This is a genomic window from Pseudomonas sp. RC2C2 (assembly GCF_018390435.1).
GTDB lineage: Bacteria > Pseudomonadota > Gammaproteobacteria > Pseudomonadales > Pseudomonadaceae > Aquipseudomonas > Aquipseudomonas donghuensis.
The window spans coordinates 801,298-821,380 of sequence record NZ_JAHBAX010000001.1; the positions used below are offsets into that span (position 1 = coordinate 801,298).

Below are 20,083 nucleotides of genomic sequence, written 5' to 3' on the forward strand. Positions count from 1 at the left end.
TATTGGATACGCGCAGGCCGCACAAAGCCACAAACACCCAGGTAAATGCAATCTACTTGTTCAGGCCGGCAATGCACGGCGACACGAACAGCTCGCCATGCCAGGCACCGCGCAGGGTCAGGGCGGTGACCAGCAGCCACAGTGTGGCCAGGGCCACCACCAGCAGCATGCCCAGCTCATGGAAGAAACCCAGGCCCAGCCAGGCCGCCAGTTTCAGGGTGGCCAGGGTGTACACCCCCAGCGGGAAGGTAAAGCCCCACCAGCCGAGGTTGAACGGCATGCCGTGGCGGATGTAGCGCAGGGTGATCAGCACTGCGGTAAGCAACCACCACAGGCCCGCGCCCCACAGCACGATCCCGGCAATCAGGCCCAGGCCACGGGCGATTTCACCGAGGCTGCCGAGGCCATTGGCGGCGAAGATCGCCGGGGCATCGGCGCCGAGCAGAAGCATGCCCAGGGCACCGGTACCGATCGGCCCCAGGGCCAGCCAGCTCGACGCCGCCATGTTGGCCTGCGGCAGCTTGTGCAGGGCCATGCGCAGCATGAGGATGGTGAGGATGCTGAACGCCACCGGCAACGACACCGCCCACAGCACATAGCTGGTGATCAGCACCTGAAACTGCGTGTGCGCATCCACCAGGTGCGGCGCCAACAGGCCGCCACTGGCGGCGGCAACTTCAGCCGCCACCACCGGCAGCAACCATACCGCGGTCATCTGGTCGATGCTGTGTTCCTGGCGGGTGAACATCAGGTAGGGAATGGCCACGCCGCACAGCAGCGCCAGGCCGACGTCGAACCACCACAGCGCCTCGACCCAGGGCAGGATGCCTTCGCCCCAGCGATTGATGCCGAACACCAGGCAACCGTTGAGAATGGTCGCCAGCCCCATGGGGATGGTGCCAAAGAACATCGATACGGTGGAATGGGCGAAGATCCGCCGCGCTTCGTCAAAGAACAGCACCCAGCGCGCGGTGTACAGCAAGGTAAACAGCACGAACAGGCCGATGGTCAGCAACCACAGGGATTCGGCCAGGCCGCGCAGGCCTGGTACATCAACCTGCGCCAGGGCCAGGGCGAGCACGCCGGTGCCCATGGTCGCGGCGAACCAGTTGGGGGTGAACTGACGAATCACTTCGCGCGGGTGCGCCAGCTGGCTCAGCGGGCGTAACGGCGAGGTGCGGGTTTGGCTGCAAGGCATGATGGATTCTCCTGTCCTCCGGTGAGGTTGAGCTCATCTTATGCCTGAAAAATATATCTATATAACGGGTATTTTCTCTATCTGCTATCGGTTTTACAGATATACAGATTACCTCGCCCAACGCGTATGCTCAGCACCGATAACAACAAGGACGTGGTTAACAATGCTCACCGCTATCAAAAGCTACTCGGCGCAGGTTCGCCTGCTACTGGCGACCACCTTCATCCTGACCCTGGCCCGGGCGATCACCCTGCCCTACCTGGTGGTCTACCTTGCACAGAACTTCGCCCTGGACATCAGCGGCATCGGCCTGATGATCGGCGGCGCACTGATCGTCGCCTCATTGCTGAGCCTGTACGGCGGCTACCTGATCGATACCCTGCGCAGCTACACGGTGATCATCGCCGCGACCCTGACCTTTACCCTGGCCTTCATTGGCGCGGTGGTCAGCCGCGAACTCAGCCTGTTCTTCCTCTGCCTGGTGCTGATCAACCTGGCCCTGGCAGTGGTGGACATTGCCGCCAAGGCCGGCTTCTGCGCGCTGCTGCCGCTGGAGGAGCGCAGCGAGGTGTTCTCGATCAAGTACACCCTCAGCAACGTCGCCTACGCGGTCGGCCCCTTCGTCGGCGTGGCGCTGGTGCTGCTGGATGATCACTTGCCGTTTTTGCTCTCGGCGCTGCTCGGCCTGGCCATGTGCCTGAGCTACCGGCGCTGGGGCGAGCGCGCGGCGCGGGCGCGGGTCGAAGGCAACGAACAGGCCGGGTTTCTCAGTGTCGGCGTGCAACTGGTGAAAGACCGCCGGCTGATCTGCTTCACCCTCGGCGGTGCCCTCAGCGCGGTGGTGTTCGGCCAGTTCACCGCCTACCTGTCGCAGTACCTGGTGGTAACCAGCAGCGCCAGCGAGGCGGCGCGCTACATCAGCTACCTGGTGGCCACCAACGCGGTGACGGTGATTGCCTTGCAGTATGTGATTGGCCGGCGCATCAGCAGCCGCCAGCTGATGCCCTGGCTGATCGCCGGCATGGCGCTGTTCCTGGTCGGCCTGCTGGGTTTCTCGCTGGCCCAGTCGCTGCTGGTCTGGTGCCTGGCGATGCTGGTGTTCACCCTCGGCGAGATCATTGTCATCCCCGCCGAGTACATGTTCATCGACAGCATTGCCCCGGAGCATCTGCGTGGCGTGTACTACGGCGCGCAGAACCTGTCCAACCTCGGCGCGGCGCTGGGCCCGGTGATCTGCGGCTTTGCCCTGGCGCACCTGGTGCCGGTGGCGACCTTTTACCTGTTGATTTTTTCGGTGCTGCTGGCAGCGCTGTTCTATTACCTGGGGGCCCGCCCTGCCGCACCTCAAGCCGAACAGGTGGCGGCCGAACGCTGACCGAACAGGCCGAACGCGGCCAGCAGACACAGGGCCAACAAGCCCAGGGCATACACCTGGCTAGTCGCGATCAGGCCAAAGTGGCGAACCATGAAGCCGGCCAGCAAGGCCGGCAGGCAAAACGCCAGGTAACTGAGCACATAGAAGGTCGACATCAACCCGGCCCGCTCGTGAGCTTCGGCCAGTGGCAGGGTGCTGCGCAAGGCACCGAGAAAACCGGCGCCGAAGCCACTGCCGGCCACCAGCGTGGCAATGAAGAACAAACCCAGCGCAGCACTGTGCAGCGCCAGCAAAATCAGCGCCACACCACTGGCCAGCAGCACCGTGCCCAGACGCAGAACGCGTAGTGCCGGTTGCTGGCGCAGGCTGAAGATTGCCGCCGCGCCGCTCAACGTCAGCGCGGCGACCAGCGCCCCGCCGGTAAGGTTGGAGGTGGATCCCGTGGTTTCGCGCACCAGCGACGGTGCCAGCGACAGAAAGAATCCACCCAACGCCCACACCGCGATATCCACTGGCAACATCCGCCACAGGGCGCGACGGGCTTGCACCGGCACGCTCAAGGCCGGCTGCAGGGACGCCCAGGCTCCGCGCTGGCGGCTGACGCTTTCCGGCAGGCGCAGCAGCAACAGGGTCAGCACGGCAAACAAGCCCAGCAGCAGCCAGTAGGCCAAGCGCAATGGCCATGCAGCATATTCGACCAACAGGCTGGTCCCCAGCGCACCGCAGGCCATACCCAGTAACGGCGCTAGGCTGTTGACCAGCGGCCCCTGGTGGCGATCGGTATCGAGCAAGGCCGCCCCCAGCACGCTGGTGGCCATGCCGGTGGCAAAGCCCTGCAACACCCGCGCAGCGAGCAACCAGGCGACGCTGTCGGCGACGATGAACAGGCCCATGGCGCTGATTTCCAGGAGCAAGGCCGCAAGGATCAAAGGCCGGCGGCCAAGGTAATCCGACAACGAGCCGACCGTCAGCAGCGCCGCCAGCAGGCTCAGGGCATAGACGGCAAAGATCAGCGTCAACGTCGCCGCCGAGAACTGCCAGGCCTGTTGATACAGATGGTACAACGGCGTCGGCGCACTGGAGGCGGCGAGAAAGCCCAGCAAAGCAACGGCCAGGTACACCAGGCGAAAACCCCGGGCGCCCGGGGGTATGGATTCAAAAACCATCAGCACTCCCAATAAAAGCTAACGATTAGCTTTAGTGCAGTGTGCGCGCCCTCCAGCCTTAACGCAAACCCTTTGTGTTAAGGTTTGGCCCATGGCGATCAAAGAAGGTATCCGCACGGGCGGCCGCAGTGCCCGTGTGCAGCAATCAGTCCATGCGGCCGTACGCACGTTGCTCCAGGAGCAGGACCGGGCGAGCCTGACTGTGCCCCAGATTGCCGCCCGCGCCGGCGTCACCCCGTCGACCATCTACCGGCGCTGGGGCGAACTGGCAGCCTTGCTGGCCGATGTCGCCGTCGAGCGTGTGCTGCCCGACGTTGCACCGCTCGACACCGGCGAGCTGCGCGCCGACCTGCGCGCCTGGACCGAGCAATACCTCGACGAAATCACCTCCGAGCCAGGCCGCAACCTGATGCGCGACGTACTCAGCAGCGCCTGCCCGGGTTACTGCACCCATATCCTGCGCGGGCAGCTGCAGGTCATTCTCGATCGTGCCCAGGCGCGCGGCGAGGCCTTGCCGGACATCGAGCGCCTGCTCGATTTGCTCGTCGCGCCGACCGTCTACCGCACCTTGTTCGCCGAAGCCCCGCCAACCCTGGAACAGCTCTACTGCCTGCTTGACCTGGCCTTGCCCGGCTAAGGCCTGCGACGCTCTGCCACTGCGACCATCGTCGGCGCTGACGAAGCCTCTGCGGCGTGCCAGACTGATTGATCGAGGTTCGCTGTCGGGCTGAATCACCCTTTTGCTTCGGAGTTGTCATGTCGCTGTCCAGTGGGCTGATCGCCGTGGTCGCCCTGGCCTATATGGCCATCATGTTCGCCATCGCCTTCTACGGCGACCGCCGCAGCACGCCGCTGCCGCCGCGCCTGCGTGCCTGGGTGTACAGCCTGTCACTGGCGGTGTACTGCACCAGCTGGACCTTCTTCGGCGCCGTCGGCCAGGCCGCCGAACAACTCTGGGCATTCCTGCCGATCTATCTGGGCCCTGTATTGCTACTGCTGTTCGCCCCCTGGGTGCTGCAGAAGATGGTGCTGATCAGCAAACAGGAAAACATCACCTCGATCGCCGACTTCATCGCCGCGCGCTACGGCAAATCCCAGAGTTTGGCGGTGGTGGTGGCGCTGATCTGCCTGATCGGCGTGCTGCCCTACATCGCCCTGCAGCTCAAGGGCATCGTGCTCGGCGTCAACCTGTTGATCGGGGCTGGCGCCGATGCCACCGGCAGCCGCGTGCAGGACACCGCGCTGGTGGTGTCGCTGGTGCTGGCGCTGTTCTCCATCGTCTTCGGTACGCGCAGCCTGGATGTCACCGAACACCACCGCGGCATGGTCCTGGCGATTGCCTTTGAATCCCTGGTCAAGCTGCTGGCCTTCCTCGCCGTCGGCGCCTTTGTCACCTTCGGCCTGTTCGACGGCTTCGACGACCTGTTCAGCAAGGCGCAACTGGCGCCGCGCCTGGAAGGCTTCTGGAACGAGACCATCAACTGGCCGTCGATGATCGTGCAGACCGGCGTGGCGATGATGGCGATCATCTGCCTGCCGCGCCAGTTCCACGTCACCGTGGTAGAGAACATCGAGCCCCAGGACTTGCGCCTGGCACGCTGGGTGTTCCCGATGTACCTGATCCTCGCCGCACTGTTCGTGGTACCGATCGCCCTGGCCGGGCAGATGCTGCTGCCAGGTTCGGTGCTACCGGACTCCTTCGTCATCAGCCTGCCGCTGGCCGAAGCCCATCCGGCGCTGGCGCTGCTGGCCTTTATCGGCGGCGCTTCGGCGGCCACCGGCATGGTCATCGTCGAAGCCGTGGCGCTGTCGACCATGGTCTCCAACGACATGCTGCTGCCCTGGCTGCTGCGCCGCAACAACGCCGAGCGGCCGTTCGAAGCCTTCCGCCACTGGATGCTCTCGGTGCGCCGGGTGACCATCGTCGTCATCCTCCTGCTGGCCTACGTCAGCTACCGCCTGCTCGGCTCCACCGCAAGCCTTGCGACCATCGGCCAGGTGGCCTTTGCCGCCGTGACCCAATTGACCCCGGCCATGCTCGGCGCCCTGTACTGGAAGCAGGCCAACCGCCGCGGCGTGTTCGCCGGCCTGGCCGCCGGGGTGTTCCTGTGGTTCTACACCCTGGTGCTGCCGATTGCCGCCCACAGCCTGGGCTGGTCGCTGACGCTGTTCCCGGGCCTGGCCTGGCTGCACGGCAACCCGTTGAACCTGCCGATCACCCCGCTGACCCAGGGCGTGGTGCTGTCGCTGGCGGGTAACTTCACCCTGTTCGCCTGGGTGTCGATCCTCTCGCGAACCCGGGTGTCCGAGCACTGGCAAGCCGGGCGCTTCATCGGCCAGCAGACCAGCGCACGGCCGAGCAGCCGTTCGCTGCTGGCGGTGCAGATCGACGACCTGCTGCACCTGGCCGCACGCTTTGTCGGCGAAGAGCGCGCCCGGCAAAGCTTCATCCGCTTTGCCTACCGCCAGGGCAAGGGCTTCAACCCCAACCAGAACGCCGACGGCGACTGGATCGAACACACCGAGCGCCTGCTCGCCGGCGTACTGGGCACCTCCTCGACCCGCGCGGTGGTCAAGGCGGCCATCGAAGGCCGCGACATGCAGCTTGAGGATGTGGTGCGTATCGCCGACGAAGCCTCGGAAGTGCTGCAGTTCAACCGCGCCTTGCTGCAAGGGGCGATCGAGAACATCAGCCAGGGCATCAGCGTGGTCGACCAGTCGCTGCGCCTGGTGGCCTGGAACCGCCGCTACCTGGAGTTGTTCAACTACCCCGACGGGCTGATCAGCGTCGGCCGGCCGATTGCCGACATCATCCGCTACAACGCCGAGCGCGGCCTGTGCGGCCCGGGCGAGGCCCAGGTGCACGTGGCAAGGCGCCTGCACTGGATGCGCCAGGGCCGCGCGCACACCTCAGAACGCCTGTTCCCCAATGGCCGGGTGATCGAGCTGATCGGTAACCCGATGCCCGGCGGTGGCTTTGTCATGAGTTTTACCGACATCACCCCGTTCCGCGAAGCCGAACAGGCCCTCAAGGGTGCCAACGAAAGCCTCGAACAACGGGTGGCCGAACGCACCCATGAACTGTCGCAACTGAACCAGGCACTGACCGAAGCCAAGAGCCACGCCGAAGCCGCCAACCAGTCCAAGACTCGCTTCCTGGCTGCGGTCAGCCACGACCTGATGCAGCCGCTGAACGCCGCGCGGTTGTTCTCGGCGGCGCTGTCGCATCAGGGCGATGGCTTGTCGGCCGACGCCCAGCAACTGGTCCAGCACATGGACAGCTCGCTGCGCTCGGCCGAAGAGCTGATCAGCGACCTGCTGGACATCTCGCGCCTGGAGAACGGCAAGATCACTCCCGACGCCAAGCCTTTTGCCCTCAACGAGCTGTTCGACACCCTCGGCGCCGAATTCAAGGTCCTGGCCCAGCAGCAAGGCCTGGATTTTCGCCTGCGCGGCAGCCGCCTGCGGGTGCAGAGCGACATGAAACTGCTACGGCGAATTTTGCAGAACTTCCTCACCAACGCCTTCCGCTACGGCAAGAGCCCGATCCTGCTGGGTGTGCGCCGCCAGCAAGGACGGTTGTGGCTGGAGGTCTGGGACCGTGGCAGCGGCATCGCCGATGACAAGCTGCAGGTGATTTTCGAGGAGTTCAAACGCCTGGACAGCCACCAGACCCGCGCGGAAAAAGGCCTGGGCCTGGGCCTGGCAATCGCCGACGGCTTGTGCAAAGTGCTCGGGCATCCGCTTGAGGTGCGCTCCTGGCCGGGCAAGGGCAGCGTGTTCCGCGTCAGCGTGCCACTGGCCACGGCGCCGGCGATAGCGCTGGCCTGCCCCGCCGAACAGGCCGGGCAGCCACTGGCGGGCCTGCAGGTGCTGTGCGTCGACAACGAAGACAGCATTCTCATCGGCATGAACAGCCTGCTCAGCCGCTGGGGTTGCCAGGTGTCCACCGCGCGCAACCGCGCAGAATGCGATGCCCTGCTTGCAAACGGCCTGCGCCCGCACCTGGCGCTGGTCGACTATCACCTGGACGACGGCGAGATCGGCACCGAACTGATGGCCTGGCTACGCACCCGCCTCGGCGAGCCGGTACCTGGCGTGGTGATCAGCGCCGACGGGCGCAGCGAGATGGTCGCCCAGGTGCATGCCGCCGGCCTCGACTACCTGGCCAAGCCGGTCAAGCCGGCGGCCCTGCGCGCCCTGCTCAATCGGCATCTGAGCCTGGCCCAGTAAGGGCGCTGGCGGCCAGTGGGTCGCCTTCGCTCATGGCCCGTTCGAGCAGCTCGGCAGGCAGGCTCTTGCTGGCCCGGGCGCCGAGCAGCTTGAGCTGTTCGCTGCGGCTGATCAGGTTGCCACGGCCTTCGCAGAGCTTGTTGCGCGCCGCGCTGTAGGCTTTGTCGACCTGCTGCAGGCGGTTGCCCAGCTCGTCCAGGTCCTGGATGAACAATACGAACTTGTCATACAGCCAGCCGGCGCGCTCGGCGATTTCCCGGGCGTTCTGGCTCTGGCGTTCCTGCTTCCACAGGCTGTCGATAACCCGCAAGGTGGCCAGCAACGTGGTCGGGCTGACGATCACGATCTGGCGGTCGAAGGCTTCCTGGAACAGATTCGGTTCAGCCTGCAAGGCCGCCGAAAACGCGGCTTCGATGGGCACGAAGAGCAAAACGAAATCCAGGCTGTGCAGCCCTTCGAGGCGATTGTAGTCCTTGCCGGACAAGCCTTTGACGTGATTGCGCAGCGACAGCACATGCTGCTTGAGCGCGGCCTGAGCGATCTCGCTGTCATCGGCGGCAACATACTGCTGGTAAGCGGTGAGGCTGACCTTGGAGTCGACCACCACTTGCTTGTCGCCCGGCAGCATGATCAGCACGTCGGGCTGGAAGCGCTCGCCGTCGGCGCTCTTGAGGCTGACCTGGGTCTGGTACTCGCGGCCTTTCTCAAGCCCGGCGTGCTCCAGGACCCGCTCCAGAATCAGCTCGCCCCAGTTACCCTGGGTCTTCTGGCCCTTGAGCGCCTGGGTCAGGTTGGTGGCTTCATCGCTCAGGCGCAGGTTGAGCTGCTGCAGGCGCTCCAGCTCCTTGGCCAGCGAGAAGCGCTCGCGGGCTTCCTGCTGGTAGCTGTCTTCCACGCGTTTTTCGAAGGCCTGGATGCGCTCCTTGAGCGGGTCGAGCAACTGCCCCAGGTGTTGCTGGCTGGTCTGGGCGAAGCGCTGCTCGCGCTCATCGAAGATCTTCGTGGCCATTTCGGCGAATTGCGCGCGCAACTCGTCACGCGAGCCCTGCAGGTCGTCGAGGCGTTGCTGATGGCTTTCCTGTTGTTCACGCAGCTCGGCGCTCAGGGCTGCGCTGTGGGCATCCAGGCGACGCAATTCGGCTTCGCGGGCAGCGCGTTCGAGCTGCCAGGCGTGCGCGGCGTCGCGAGCGTTGTCGCGATCGATCTGCAACAGCTCAAGCTCACGGGCCTGGGCAGCCAGGGTAGCCTGCTTGGCGGCATTGGCCTGGCCCAGGTCGCTGATTTCGTCGCGACTGGCATCCAGTTGGGCGAGCAGGCCTTCCTGGGCCAGTTGCACGTTGCTCAGGCGCTCCTCGAGCAAGGCTGCTTGCGCCTGGCGCGCACTCAGGCGCCGCTGCACCTGCAGCACCAGCGTCAGGCACGGCACGGCCGCCACCACGATACCCAGCAGAATACTGGTCAGATCCACTGCCATAGCCACCCCGATCTCCCTCGGCCAACGATCAACGGCTCAGCTTATCAGCCTTGGGCCTGCGCGCCGCACTCAGGCGTCAGGCAATTGCCTGAGCAGGCGCACGGCTTCCTGCGAGCCCTGGGCCGCCGCCTGTTCCAGCCAGTAACGGCCCTGGGCCGGCTCATTCAATTGCCCCTGGGCACACAGGCGGCCGTACTCGAGCTGCGCCCGGCGGTCACCGGCCCGCGCGGCCTGGCGCAGCAGTTCATGGCCGATACGCCGGTCGCGGGCATTGCCGCAGTCACGGCAGAGCATCTGCCCCAGGCGGCTCTGGGCGACCACCACACCCTGGCGCGCCGGCTGCTTGAGCAGGCGCCCGGCGAAGTGCTTGACGTTGGGGTTGTCACCCAGGCGCGGGCTGTCGAGCAACCACAAGGCAACCTTCAAGGAGAAGCGCTTGGGCTCGGGCAGGGGCGGTTGGGCAGCAGGAGCAACGAGGGTTTTAGAGCGAAACTTCATAAAAAACAGCGAAGGCAACTCGAGAGGCGCGCCACTCTACTCCATTTCTCTGACAATGGCCCGGTGCTTTTTTGCACTTTTTTTCAAAATATTTCAGCGTTTTTTCTTGACGTCAGGGCGGGCATTTTGTCCCTGGCAGAAGACTGCCGAAGGATTGTCGGACACCGGCTAAAAAGCTGGCACGCCCGTCCTAGAGCAAGCGCTAGGGACAATCCACAGAAGCTGTGGATAACTCGGTGGACAACCCCCTAAACCACCCCGCAAACCCCTATGAAATGGGGCTTCCAGTCAAACTGTCGATTTTTTCACCAGCTAAAATAAGTGTTTTTTTTCATTGACTTAAGGCAACGGCCAAGTCATTGGCAGCCACCTGCCGCGTTGTTGCAGAGCTGTAACAGCGGCTGCCCCATGTGTGCACAACCGCCCCGAAGCGAGGCATTTCCCTGCACGAAATTGGCACGTTCCCTGCCTTACAGCGCTGGAAAGGTGGTGAAATAGCACTTCACAGCGAGCCAGGAACGCGACATACTGGCCGGCTCGTCAGACGAAAACTTACAAAGCTTGCCAAGACCGGCAGACTCCTGTAGTCTTGCCGCCGTTAGTACCAAGCTGAAAGTCAATTCTGGCCAAAGCAGTCCTTACAGTGCCCTGCCCCTCACTTCGGACAGGCCTGTTGAAACCAGGACCGGCCCACTCGATGGCTCCCCAGGTAAATCACTTCTTACTCTGACCGAGCCAACCTGCAGATTGATCAGGATCTTCACCCAGCGGCATTGAACCCGACCCTGGTGTGTTGCCTGTCCTCTGACGTACCTACCAGTCAGCCCCAGCGCCACATGATAAATGCGCCCAAAACTGGCTGCCCTGTTCCAGTCAGGTTCTTCGCACCGGCTTAAATGCCTGCGTTACTGGAACGTTTTATATGTGCACGGATCAAAACCGTGTCTATTGCAGGAACATCTAATAACTATGAATCACTCTATCCATACTCAGGCTGCCATTCGCACCCTTTCCCAGGCATTTGCCCCTCTGAACTGCTTGATCCTGGCGTCGCGCAAAGGCGGCTTCAGCTTCACCCTGGTCAACGAGCACGGCATTGCCCGTCACAGCGAGCGCCTGTACCCGGAGCAATACTCCGAAGCCGAGCCGCTGCAGGCCGTCATCGAGCGCACCCGTCAGGCCCTGGTGGCCTGATCCGCACGATGCTGCAAACGCTCAAGCCCCGCCCTCTGGCGGGGCTTTTTTATGCCTGGTAAATCTGCCGAATCCCCCTGTAGGAGCTGGCTTGCCAGCGATGAGGGCAGCCCTGGCTAACGTGTTGCGGCCATCGCTGGCAAGCCAGCTCCCACAGGAATTTGGCCATCCTTTAGTGCGAATCACTAATCGCCACACGGCATATGATTTATAACTAAAAGCCGTAAATGTTTTAAAAACAGGCCTTTACAGCACGAATATGACACTAGACTTCAACTCAAGCGGCAAAGGCCGCTTCCGGCGGGCCAGACCGACTCACCAGCTGCCAAGCTCCAGCGTCCGCCGGTCAATTTCAAGTTCGAGGGCATCATGGGTATCGCCGCGAGCGAGTTGAGCCAATTTGTCATTCGTCCAACCCTGGTTTATCTGGGCCGTCACTGCGCCAGCGCCGAAGCCCTGCTGCTCGGTGTCGCCGCCAGCCAGTCGGCCCTCGGCTCGGCCCTGCACGACCGCCGCGGCCACGGCCTGTACCGCATCGGCGAACTGCGCCACCAAAGCCTCTGGGACCAGTTCCTGGCCCGCGACCCGGACCTTGCCAGCCTGGTCCGCGGCCTGGCCAGCCAGCATGCCTTTCTCAGCGGCCCGCACCTGGAACTGACCGTCAACCTGCGCTACGCCACCGCCATCGCCTGGATGCTGATCGAAGAACAGGCCCCCGAACTACCCGCCGCCGACGATTTACTGGGCCTGGCACGCATCTGGCGACAAACCTTCCAACCCCAGGGTCGCCTGCGCGATTTCACCAGCGCCTGGCAAACCTGCGTCGCCCCTGTGACTCTTCAGGCCTGCTGAGAGTCACTGCTTCCCAAAATCGGAAAATTCCCGCCATCTTGGTAGGATTGTCCTACAAAACCGCTCTATCTCCTGCGATACAGCCTATAGCGCTGCGGGCGAAATGTTGGTAGTTTTCGCCCCGGAGATCCCAAGGAGTTCTAATAATGAAAAAAGTCATGCTCAAAACCTCTCTCAGCCTCGCCGTCACTCTCGCCTCGACTCAACTGTTCGCCAGCGGCTTCGCCCTCAACGAACAAAGCGTCAGCGGCATGGGCACAGGTTTCGCGGGTCGCTCTTCTTCTGCCGATGATGCCAGCACCGTTTTCGGCAACCCCGCCGGCATGTCGCGCCTGAAACGCGAGCAAGTCACCGTCGGTGGTGCCGCTCTCATCGCTAAGTCCGATATCAGCGGCAGCGGCACCTTCGGTGGCAGCAACGACGGCGACATGGTTCCGGTCGTCGGTGTGCCGATGGGCTATTACGTCAAACCTATCGATGACCATTGGGCCTTCGGTATCGGCATGTACGTGCCGTTCGGCCTGGTAACCGACTATGAAAGCGGCTTTGCCGGCCGCTACTTCGGCAGCAACAGCGAAGTCCAGGTCATCACCCTGCAGCCAACCATCAGCTACGCCTTCAACGACAAGGTCTCGATCGGTTTCGGTCCGACTATCAACCGTATCGACGGCACCCTGGAATCCGCCTCGCTGAACCGCACCTCCCTGGGCAGAAATGACGGCAAGGTCAAGATCTCCGGTGATGACACCGCCATCGGCTACAACATCGGCGTGCTGGTACAGGCAACCGACAGCACCCGCGTAGGCCTGACCTACCACTCGATGGTCGACTACAAGCTCGAGGGTGACACCAAAATCAGCGGCTCCGGCTTTGGCCCACTGAGCGGCAGCAAGTTTGATGCCTCGTTGAAGATCAAAACGCCGGAATCGGTCGACTTCTCCGTCACTCACGAGCTGGATGCCAACTGGACACTTTATGTCGGTAGCACCTGGACGCGCTGGAGCCGCCTGGAAGCCATCACCGTCAACAACGAAGGTGTTCCTGCCCCCCTGGCACCTGCCCTGGGGCAGATCAGCGAAGAACAGAACTGGCACGATACCTGGGCTCACGCCATTGGCGCAGCTTACAAGCTGAACAAGGAATGGACCCTGCGCGCCGGCTTCAGCGTCGACCAGTCGCCGACCAACAATACCAACCGCTCGCCACGCATCCCTACAGGCGACCGCAAGGTGTTCAGCCTCGGTGCAGGTTGGAGCCCGAACGACGACATGACTGTCGACATCGCCTACTCCTACCTGATGGAAGAAGACGTCAAGGTTCGCCAGAACACTTCGCCTACCGACCCGGCGCACTTCAAAGGCTCCTACAACGCCAAGTACGAAAACAGCGCTCACGGCCTGGGAGCATCGCTCACCTACCGCTTCTGATTCATTCCACGTCGCAGAAAACCGCCAATCCTGGCGGTTTTTTCATGCTTGCTCGCAAGGCCAGAGGTGGGCCAGGCGGCCCTGTAAGTAGTCCATGAACAGCCGCACCTTGGCCGTCATGGCAAAGCGGTCGGCCACGCACAGGTAGACGTCCATCGGCTCGGTCTGGGCATAGGCCCTGGCCGATTGCGAATACTCGAACAACGCCACCAGCTGGCCGCGCTCAAGCAAGGGCCGGGCGACAAACTCGGCCAGGCGGGCAATGCCGCCATCCTGCACGGCCATCTGGGTCAGCACGTCGATGTCATCGCTGATCAGCACCTTGTCGAACTCGGCATCGAAGCGCAGCCCTTCGCGGACAAAACCCCAGCGCAGAAAACGACCGTCCACCGGGTAGCGGAACACCAGGCAGCGGTGCTCCTTGAGTTGCTCTGGCGATTGCGGCCAACCGGCTGCCGCCAGGTAACCCGGCGACGCACAGCAAATGAACGGCACCCGGGCGATGTGCCGGGCCAGCAGGCCATCTTCAAGTTGCGGCTGGATTCGCAGACTGACATCGACACCTTCCTGAGCGTGGTTGACGCGCCGATCATTCGTAACCAACTCAATTGAAAGCTGCGGATAGCGCGCGCTGAACGCCGGAATCAACGGTGCCAGTACGTGACGGCCGAACGCCGAGGACGAAGCGATGCACAAGCGCCCTTTGGGCTCGCAATCCGGGGTGGTGACCGCCTGCTGCGCCTGCTCGAGGTCGCGCTCAATGTGTTTGACCTTGTCGTAGTACAGGCTGCCACTGGGGGTCAGGGCCATGCTACGGGTAGTACGCGCGAGCAGGCGCACCTGCAGGTGGGCTTCCAGGCGGGCGATATTCTGGCTCACGGCGGCGGCACTCAGGCCCAGGCTACGAGCGCCACCGGCAATGCTGCCGGCTTCGACAACCTTGATGAAACTCTTGATCGAACCGAGCAGGTTCATGACAGGCTTCCGGGCATTCGTAAGATCTTCTTTATAAAGACCTAAGTCCGAGGCGTCTACCCCGGCCACAGGCAGCCTTGTTAGGCTGCGCCCTCATCCACTGCCAACGGAGTCCGCATGACGACCCAGACCAGCGTCCGCAGCCGACGCAAGCTCGGCGTTCGCGCCACCCCTTACGTGTTCGCCTTCTACATGTCGGCGATCATGGCCCTGCTGATGTGCTTTGTGATTACCGCCGCCAACGCCGGCATCGACGAGCAGTACCTGGGCAACGTGCTCAGGGCCTACCAACTGGCCATGCCGGTGGCCTTCGCCTGCGTACTGGTGGTGCGCCCGATCGTGCTCAAGCTGGTGGCCTGGACCGTGCACGCCAGCCACTGAGGCAGCTCAGGGCTGGGAAGCGATGGCCTTCTCGATCGCCGCCTTGAACGCCGGATCATCCGGCTTGGTTCGGCTGGAGAAGTTAGCCACCACCTTGCCCTGGCGGTCGATCACGTACTTGTAGAAATTCCACTTCGGCGCGCTGCTCTGCACAGCCAGCTCCTTGAACAGTGGCGTGGCATCACTGCCGCGCACCGGCTGGGCCTGGGTCATGGTGAACGTCACGCCGTAGTTGGCGTAACAGACCTTGGCGGTCTTCTCGGCGTCGGCGTCTTCCTGCTTGAAGTCGTTGGACGGCACCCCGAGCATTTCCAGACCCTGCCCGTGGTATTGCTGATAGATGCTCTCCAGCCCTTTGAACTGCGGGGCGAAGCCGCAATAGCTGGCAGTATTGACCACCACCAGCGGTTTGCCGGCAAAGCGCTCACAGAGGTTGATCTGCTCCTTGCCGCGCAGCTCCGGCAGCGTGCTGTCGAGCAGCGCCGGGCACTCGCCGGCCAGGGCATTGGCAGCGGCGGCCAGGGTCAACAGTGGAACCAACATCCAGCGTGTGCGCATCTTTTTTCTCCTTGAAACGGACCTGGAGAAATCAGAGTACTCCTAGCACACGCCCATGCCCAACTGCATCAACGCCAGACCGCCTTCATGCCAGCCCCACCAGGCCAGCGCCAGCACCAGCACGGCGGCGAGGCCGAGCACGGTGCGAATGGCCATAGGGCTCATGCCGCTTGCGCCTGCAAGCGCGCGACCGGGCGCTCGCGTACCGGCCAGTTGAGTGCTGCGGCGAGCAGGCTGAGAAGGATGGAAATCTGCCAGACAAGGTCATAGTTACCGGTCTGGTCATACACCACCCCACCCAGCCAGCCACCGAGAAACGCGCCCAACTGGTGAAAGAGGAAAACGATCCCACCCAGCATCGACAGGTTACGCACACCGAACAGGGTGGCCACGGTGCCATTGGTCAAGGGCACGGTCGACAGCCACAGCAGGCCCATGGCGATACCGAACAGATAGGCACTGAACGGGGTGATCGGTGCCCACAGGAACAGCACGATGACCACCGCGCGCAACAGGTACAGGGCGGTCAGTAGGCGCGGCTTGGACATCCTCCCGCCCAGCCAGCCGGCGGTGTAGGTGCCGACGATATTGAACAGCCCAACCAGCGCCAGCACGGTGGTGCCGATGGTGGCCGGCAGGTGCTGGTCGACCAGGTAGGCCGGCAGGTGCACGCCAATGAACACCACCTGGAAACCGCAGACGAAAAAGCCCAGGGCCAGCAGCCAGAAGCCTGAATGCGAGCAAGCTTCGCGCAGGGCCTGGCCGAGGGTCTGCTCATGGCCATCGCTGGGCAACGGTCGATCGCGCAACAACCCTACCAACGGCACGATAAAGGCCACCAGCAAACCCAGCACCAGCAAGGCCGCCGACCAGCCCAGCCAGCCGATCAGGCCCAGTGTGCCGGGCAACATGGCGAACTGGCCAAAGGAGCCGGCGGCACTGGCGATACCCATGGCCATGCTGCGCTTCTGCGCCGGTACGGCACGGCCGACCACGCCGAGGATCACCGAGAACGAAGTGCCCGACAGGCCGATACCGATCAACAGGCCGGCACTGAGCGACAGGGTCAGGGCCGAGTCGGACATACCCATCAGCACCAGGCCGACGGCATAGAGAATACCGCCGACCATCACTACCTTGGCCGCCCCCAGGCGATCAGCCAGGGCGCCGGCAAACGGCTGGGCCAGGCCCCAGATCAGGTTCTGCAAGGCAATGGCGAAGGCGAACACGCCACGGCCCCAGCCAAAGTCAGCACTCATCGGCGCCAGGAACAGGCCAAAGCCGTGCCTCACGCCCAGCGACAGCGCCAGGATCAGCGCCGCGCCAAGGAGAATCCACCCACTGGTTCGCCATACCGATGTCATTTTTGTTGTCTCCAGTGCCGCAAGGTTATGCGGGTATATACCCGCTTATAATCGTAAAAAGCTCAGGCCAGCAACTCCAGCAGGCGCACCAGTTCGTCGCGCTGGCCCTCGCCAAGGGTGTTGATCAAATCGCTTTGAGCCTGCTCCCAGGCCGGTTCCGCTGCCTGTAGGCGGGCCCTGCCCTGCTCGGTCAACAGGACGATACGATTGCGCAGGTCCTGCCCTTCGGCCAACGCCACCAGGCCGTCGGCCTCCAGCACCCGCAGGTTGCGCCCCAGGGTGCTGCGGTCCAGGCCCATGGCCTCGGCCAGGGTGGAAATACTCGGTTGGTCCAGGCGCCGCAAATGGCGTAGCAGGGAAAACTGCGCAACATTGATCCCGAAGCCGTCGAGGGCCTCGTCATAGTGTCGGCTCACCCCGCGGGCGGCGCGACGCAGGTGGGTGCAGATGCATTCGCTGGTCAACATAATGCGTGTATATACCCGCACCTGGGCAACTGCAAGCCTTTATTCGCCGCTCACAGCACCAGGGCGATCAATACCGCCAGCTCCAGCAGCTCCAGCATGGCCCCGGCGGTATCACCGGTAGTACCGCCCAGACGACGGACCATCAACCGGCGCAGCCAGGCGAAGACCGCTGCGGCAACCAGCACAGCCCACAGCCCTTTGAGCCCTGCCAGCAGTACACAGGCCAGCGCGCTGAGCAGCAAAACGAGCGTGCCCGACCGACGCGGCAGGTGATCCGCCAAGGCCTGGCCCAGCCCGCCGCTGCGCACATACGGCGTGCTGAGGAACAAGCCCAGCAACGCCGCACGGCCAATCAACGGCGCGAGCAACAGCAGCAGCCCCTCGCCGCGCTCGATCAGCGCCAGCAAGGCACAGAACTTGAGCAGCAGCACTAGCACCAGGGCAACCACGGCAATCGGCCCGCTGCGTGGGTCTTTCATGATCAGCAGGGTGCGCTCGCGGTCGCCGAAACCGCCCAGCCAGGCATCAGCACTGTCAGCCAGGCCATCCAGGTGCAAGGCACCGCTGAGCAGCACCCAGGCACTGAGCAGCAAAGCACCATGAAGCAGCAACGGGCTGCCAGCCAGCAGCGCGTTCAGCCCCCAGAGCAGCGCCCCGAACAACAGCCCCACCAATGGGTAGAACAGCAGCGAGCGGCCCATCTGCTCCGGCGCCGGCATGCCCGGCAAGCGCACCGGCAAGCTGCTGAGAAACTGCAGGGCGATCCAGAACGCCAGCATCTCAGTGCACTTCCCGCAGGCTGCCGTCGGCCAGCAGCTCAAGGCGAAACAAGGCGCCATGGGCCACTTCGACCTGCAGTAATTGTTCTCGGGGCAGGCCACGGGCGCGGGCCAGCAACAGGCGCATCACGCCGCCATGAGTGACCAGTAGCAAGTGCTTGCCGGCATGCCCCTGGTGCAAGGCGCTGATGGCCTGCAATACCCGTGCGGAGAAATCCGCCACGGGCTCGCCGCCTGGCGGTGTGAAAGCATAAGGGTCAGCCCAGAATTGCCCGAGTTCGGCTTCGTGGGTGAGCATCAGGTCTGCCGCACTGCGCCCTTCCCACTCGCCGAAATGCAGCTCCTGCAGCCCCGGCGCCAGTTGCAGCGGCAGGTCCAGCTGGGTGCCCAACGCTTCGGCAAAGCGTGCGCAGCGTTGCAATGGCGAACTGACCAGCGCATCCCAGGGCCCCGCAGCCTTCACCGCCGCCTGCATCTGCGCCCAGCCCGTGTCGGTCAGAGCATCGTCGAGGCTGCCGCGCAGGCCGCCGCCCCGTTCGGTTTCGCCGTGGCGCAGCAGGTCGATGATCATGCCGGACGGTCCGCAACCGCGGCTTCGGCGAAGGTCGCCATCTGCCCGTGCAGGTCGCAAGCCAGGCGCAGTAGCGGCACCGCCAACGCCGCACCACTGCCCTCGCCCAGGCGCAAGCCCAGCTCCAGCAGCGGCTCGGCGTCGAGCGCGGCAAGCACCCGGCGATGCCCGGGCTCGGCGCCGCGATGGCCGAACAGCAGCCAGTCACGACACTGCGGGTTGATGCGCGTGGCTACCAGGGCGGCGACGGTGCAGATAAAGCCATCCACCAGCACCGCGACACCGGCCTGGGCGCACCCCAGGTAGGCACCGACCAGCGCGGCGATCTCGAAGCCGCCAAAACACAACAGCCGTTGCAGCGGGTCGTCGCCAAGGTCCGCGTGCTGTTTCAGGGCACGCTCGATGACCTCGGCCTTGTGCCGTACACCGGCGGCATCCAGGCCGGTGCCCGGGCCGCTGAGCTCGGTAGCCGGGCAACCGAGCAAGGCACAGGCCAAGGCGCTGGCGGCAGTGGTGTTGCCGATGCCCATCTCCCCGCCGATAAACAGCCGGGCACCGCTGGCAGCGGCGCGCAAGGCACTCTCGCGCCCGCCCTGCAGGGCCAGCAGGCCCTGTTCGTGAGTCATCGCCGGCACCTGGGCGAAGTTGGCCGTACCGGGGCCGACGCGCAGGTGGCGCACACCCGGCAGTTCCAGCGCCAGGTCGATGGTGCCCAGGTCGATCACTTCCAGTTGAGCATTCAACTGCCGCGCCAGCACACTGATAGCGGCGCCGCCGCTGACGAAGTTGTGCAGCATCTGCCCGGTCACCGCCTGCGGATAGGCGGAGATGCCTTCGGCGACCACGCCGTGATCGCCGGCGAAGATGGCGATCCAGACCTGCTCGACGCTCGGTTTGAGCTGGCCCTGCAGGCCGGCCAGTTGCACCGCCAGTTGCTCCAGGCGGCCCAGCGAACCGGCCGGCTTGGTCAGTTGCTGTTGACGCGCCAGGGCCTGTTCGCGAACAGCCTGGTCAACAGGACGGCAGGCTTCAAGCCACCAGGTTTGACTCATAGTACAGGTCCTTTGAGGGTAAGTGGCAGGCCGGCGACGGTCAGCACCACGCGCTGGCAGCGCTCGGCAATGGCCTGATGCAGCCAGCCGGCTTCATCGACATAACGGCGGGTCAATTCGCCCATGGGCACTACGCCCAGGCCGGTTTCGTTGCTGACCAGGATGATTTCGCCCGGCAGGCCCGCCAGGCAGTCGAGCAGCGCCGAGCGTTCAGCCGCCAGGCGCTCGGGGTTGTCGAGCATCAGCAGGTTGGTCAGCCACAGGGTCAGGCAGTCGACCAGCAGGCAACGTTCGGCACCGGCAGTGGCGCAGAGCACCCGAGCCAGTTCCAGCGGTTCTTCGATCAATGCCCACTCGGCCGGACGCCGCTCGCGGTGCAACTGCACCCGCGCATTCATCTCGCCATCGAGCGGTTCGCTGGTGGCGATGTAGGTGACCGCCAAGCCGCTCTGGCTGGCCAACTGTTCGGCCAGGCGGCTCTTGCCCGAACGGGCGCCGCCAAGAATCAGGTTGAGCATG

At 63.9% G+C, this 20,083-nt stretch carries 20 protein-coding genes; 7 read left to right on the forward strand and 13 right to left on the reverse strand.

Features of this window, described 5'->3' with window-relative positions; translation table 11 throughout:
• Positions 1-52: 52 nt before the first annotated feature.
• Complete coding sequence (locus tag KHO53_RS03695) at positions 53-1,198, reverse strand: TDT family transporter (protein WP_010224257.1); 1,146 nt, start codon at positions 1,196-1,198, stop codon at positions 53-55.
• Between the two features lie 163 nt (positions 1,199-1,361).
• On the opposite strand from KHO53_RS03695, the gene KHO53_RS03700 reads away from it, so the two are divergent.
• Entirely contained in the window at positions 1,362-2,573 is a 1,212-nt protein-coding gene (locus KHO53_RS03700) for an MFS transporter (protein ID WP_036996577.1), read from the forward strand.
• On the opposite strand, the gene KHO53_RS03705 is transcribed toward KHO53_RS03700, so the two are convergent.
• Positions 2,543-3,739, reverse strand: coding sequence for an MFS transporter (locus KHO53_RS03705; protein WP_213570000.1), 1,197 nt, complete (start codon positions 3,737-3,739; stop codon positions 2,543-2,545). The two genes, KHO53_RS03700 and KHO53_RS03705, sit on opposite strands and share 31 nt — an antisense overlap.
• 91 nt (positions 3,740-3,830) lie before the next feature.
• On the opposite strand from KHO53_RS03705, the gene KHO53_RS03710 reads away from it, so the two are divergent.
• On the forward strand, positions 3,831-4,376 hold the full coding sequence (locus tag KHO53_RS03710) for a TetR/AcrR family transcriptional regulator (RefSeq protein WP_036996578.1): 546 nt from the start codon (positions 3,831-3,833) through the stop codon (positions 4,374-4,376).
• Positions 4,377-4,495: 119 nt separating this feature from the next.
• On the forward strand, positions 4,496-7,972 hold the full coding sequence (locus tag KHO53_RS03715; protein ID WP_213570001.1) for a PAS domain-containing hybrid sensor histidine kinase/response regulator: 3,477 nt from the start codon (positions 4,496-4,498) through the stop codon (positions 7,970-7,972).
• Here the strand turns inward: KHO53_RS03715 and KHO53_RS03720 are convergent.
• Together KHO53_RS03720 and KHO53_RS03725 are read right to left on the reverse strand one after the other, a co-directional pair.
• The gene (locus tag KHO53_RS03720; protein ID WP_162835466.1) at positions 7,944-9,332 is read right to left on the reverse strand and encodes a DNA recombination protein RmuC; all 1,389 of its coding nucleotides are present in this window, start codon (positions 9,330-9,332) and stop codon (positions 7,944-7,946) included. The two genes, KHO53_RS03715 and KHO53_RS03720, sit on opposite strands and share 29 nt — an antisense overlap.
• Before the next feature lie 183 nt (positions 9,333-9,515).
• On the reverse strand, positions 9,516-9,944 hold the full coding sequence (locus KHO53_RS03725) for a tetratricopeptide repeat protein (RefSeq protein WP_026001396.1): 429 nt from the start codon (positions 9,942-9,944) through the stop codon (positions 9,516-9,518).
• A gap of 969 nt (positions 9,945-10,913) precedes the next feature.
• Between KHO53_RS03725 and KHO53_RS03730 the strand changes: the two genes are divergently transcribed.
• The 3 genes from KHO53_RS03730 (at position 10,914) to KHO53_RS03740 (ending at position 13,417) form a co-directional block, all read left to right on the forward strand.
• Entirely contained in the window at positions 10,914-11,138 is a 225-nt protein-coding gene (locus tag KHO53_RS03730) for a hypothetical protein (protein WP_010224272.1), read from the forward strand.
• Positions 11,139-11,507: 369 nt separating this feature from the next.
• On the forward strand, positions 11,508-11,990 hold the full coding sequence (locus KHO53_RS03735) for a hypothetical protein (RefSeq protein WP_010224273.1): 483 nt from the start codon (positions 11,508-11,510) through the stop codon (positions 11,988-11,990).
• 146 nt (positions 11,991-12,136) lie between these two features.
• Positions 12,137-13,417: an OmpP1/FadL family transporter gene (locus KHO53_RS03740; RefSeq protein ID WP_010224274.1), complete on the forward strand. Its 1,281-nt coding sequence runs from the start codon at positions 12,137-12,139 to the stop codon at positions 13,415-13,417.
• A gap of 42 nt (positions 13,418-13,459) precedes the next feature.
• On the opposite strand, the gene KHO53_RS03745 is transcribed toward KHO53_RS03740, so the two are convergent.
• Positions 13,460-14,392: a LysR family transcriptional regulator gene (locus KHO53_RS03745; protein ID WP_213570002.1), complete on the reverse strand. Its 933-nt coding sequence runs from the start codon at positions 14,390-14,392 to the stop codon at positions 13,460-13,462.
• A 117-nt stretch (positions 14,393-14,509) separates the two neighbouring features.
• On the opposite strand from KHO53_RS03745, the gene KHO53_RS03750 reads away from it, so the two are divergent.
• Positions 14,510-14,773 carry a DUF2798 domain-containing protein gene (locus KHO53_RS03750; RefSeq protein ID WP_010220336.1) on the forward strand — a complete coding sequence of 88 codons (264 nt, stop codon included), beginning with the start codon at positions 14,510-14,512 and terminating at the stop codon, positions 14,771-14,773.
• A gap of 6 nt (positions 14,774-14,779) precedes the next feature.
• Here the strand turns inward: KHO53_RS03750 and KHO53_RS03755 are convergent, their stop codons facing one another.
• From KHO53_RS03755 to cobU, 8 genes are all read right to left on the reverse strand, one after another.
• A complete protein-coding gene (locus KHO53_RS03755) occupies positions 14,780-15,331 on the reverse strand; it encodes a glutathione peroxidase (RefSeq protein ID WP_213570003.1) in 552 nt (183 codons plus the stop codon).
• 42 nt (positions 15,332-15,373) lie between these two features.
• Positions 15,374-15,496 (reverse strand): hypothetical protein, encoded by a 123-nt coding sequence (locus KHO53_RS25765; RefSeq protein ID WP_257792352.1) that lies wholly within the window; start codon positions 15,494-15,496, stop codon positions 15,374-15,376.
• Entirely contained in the window at positions 15,493-16,695 is a 1,203-nt protein-coding gene (locus KHO53_RS03760; RefSeq protein ID WP_010220339.1) for an MFS transporter, read from the reverse strand. The genes KHO53_RS25765 and KHO53_RS03760 overlap by 4 nt, the downstream gene beginning before the upstream one ends.
• Before the next feature lie 62 nt (positions 16,696-16,757).
• Positions 16,758-17,162: a MarR family winged helix-turn-helix transcriptional regulator gene (locus KHO53_RS03765; RefSeq protein ID WP_010220341.1), complete on the reverse strand. Its 405-nt coding sequence runs from the start codon at positions 17,160-17,162 to the stop codon at positions 16,758-16,760.
• A gap of 50 nt (positions 17,163-17,212) precedes the next feature.
• Positions 17,213-17,941, reverse strand: a complete 729-nt coding sequence (locus tag KHO53_RS03770) for an adenosylcobinamide-GDP ribazoletransferase (RefSeq protein WP_100782159.1) — start codon at positions 17,939-17,941, stop codon at positions 17,213-17,215.
• A 1-nt stretch (position 17,942) separates the two neighbouring features.
• Positions 17,943-18,512: an alpha-ribazole phosphatase family protein gene (gene cobC / locus KHO53_RS03775; protein ID WP_010220343.1), complete on the reverse strand. Its 570-nt coding sequence runs from the start codon at positions 18,510-18,512 to the stop codon at positions 17,943-17,945.
• Positions 18,509-19,564, reverse strand: a complete 1,056-nt coding sequence (gene cobT / locus KHO53_RS03780) for a nicotinate-nucleotide--dimethylbenzimidazole phosphoribosyltransferase (RefSeq protein ID WP_010220344.1) — start codon at positions 19,562-19,564, stop codon at positions 18,509-18,511. Before cobT ends, cobC begins: the two co-directional genes overlap by 4 nt.
• Positions 19,561-20,082, reverse strand: coding sequence for a bifunctional adenosylcobinamide kinase/adenosylcobinamide-phosphate guanylyltransferase (gene cobU, locus KHO53_RS03785; protein ID WP_213570004.1), 522 nt, complete (start codon positions 20,080-20,082; stop codon positions 19,561-19,563). Before cobU ends, cobT begins: the two co-directional genes overlap by 4 nt.
• Position 20,083 lies beyond the last annotated feature (1 nt).

Excerpts from the sequence above, each read along its gene's own strand:
- KHO53_RS03715 (WP_213570001.1), top strand. The coding sequence starts at position 4,496 with ATGTCGCTGTCCAGTGGGCTGATCGCCGTGGTCGCCCTGGCCTATATG.
- KHO53_RS03725 (WP_026001396.1), bottom strand. The coding sequence starts at position 9,944 with ATGAAGTTTCGCTCTAAAACCCTCGTTGCTCCTGCTGCCCAACCGCCC.
- KHO53_RS03745 (WP_213570002.1), bottom strand. The coding sequence starts at position 14,392 with ATGAACCTGCTCGGTTCGATCAAGAGTTTCATCAAGGTTGTCGAAGCC.
- KHO53_RS03735 (WP_010224273.1), top strand. The coding sequence starts at position 11,508 with ATGGGTATCGCCGCGAGCGAGTTGAGCCAATTTGTCATTCGTCCAACC.
- KHO53_RS03705 (WP_213570000.1), bottom strand. The coding sequence starts at position 3,739 with ATGGTTTTTGAATCCATACCCCCGGGCGCCCGGGGTTTTCGCCTGGTG.
- cobT (WP_010220344.1), bottom strand. The coding sequence starts at position 19,564 with ATGAGTCAAACCTGGTGGCTTGAAGCCTGCCGTCCTGTTGACCAGGCT.
- cobC (WP_010220343.1), bottom strand. The coding sequence starts at position 18,512 with ATGATCATCGACCTGCTGCGCCACGGCGAAACCGAACGGGGCGGCGGC.
- KHO53_RS03740 (WP_010224274.1), top strand. The coding sequence starts at position 12,137 with ATGAAAAAAGTCATGCTCAAAACCTCTCTCAGCCTCGCCGTCACTCTC.
- KHO53_RS25765 (WP_257792352.1), bottom strand. The coding sequence starts at position 15,496 with ATGAGCCCTATGGCCATTCGCACCGTGCTCGGCCTCGCCGCCGTGCTG.
- KHO53_RS03695 (WP_010224257.1), bottom strand. The coding sequence starts at position 1,198 with ATGCCTTGCAGCCAAACCCGCACCTCGCCGTTACGCCCGCTGAGCCAG.
- KHO53_RS03760 (WP_010220339.1), bottom strand. The coding sequence starts at position 16,695 with ATGACATCGGTATGGCGAACCAGTGGGTGGATTCTCCTTGGCGCGGCG.
- KHO53_RS03770 (WP_100782159.1), bottom strand. The coding sequence starts at position 17,941 with ATGCTGGCGTTCTGGATCGCCCTGCAGTTTCTCAGCAGCTTGCCGGTG.
- KHO53_RS03750 (WP_010220336.1), top strand. The coding sequence starts at position 14,510 with ATGACGACCCAGACCAGCGTCCGCAGCCGACGCAAGCTCGGCGTTCGC.
- KHO53_RS03730 (WP_010224272.1), top strand. The coding sequence starts at position 10,914 with ATGAATCACTCTATCCATACTCAGGCTGCCATTCGCACCCTTTCCCAG.
- KHO53_RS03755 (WP_213570003.1), bottom strand. The coding sequence starts at position 15,331 with ATGCGCACACGCTGGATGTTGGTTCCACTGTTGACCCTGGCCGCCGCT.
- KHO53_RS03700 (WP_036996577.1), top strand. The coding sequence starts at position 1,362 with ATGCTCACCGCTATCAAAAGCTACTCGGCGCAGGTTCGCCTGCTACTG.
- cobU (WP_213570004.1), bottom strand. The coding sequence starts at position 20,082 with ATGCTCAACCTGATTCTTGGCGGCGCCCGTTCGGGCAAGAGCCGCCTG.
- KHO53_RS03765 (WP_010220341.1), bottom strand. The coding sequence starts at position 17,162 with ATGTTGACCAGCGAATGCATCTGCACCCACCTGCGTCGCGCCGCCCGC.
- KHO53_RS03710 (WP_036996578.1), top strand. The coding sequence starts at position 3,831 with ATGGCGATCAAAGAAGGTATCCGCACGGGCGGCCGCAGTGCCCGTGTG.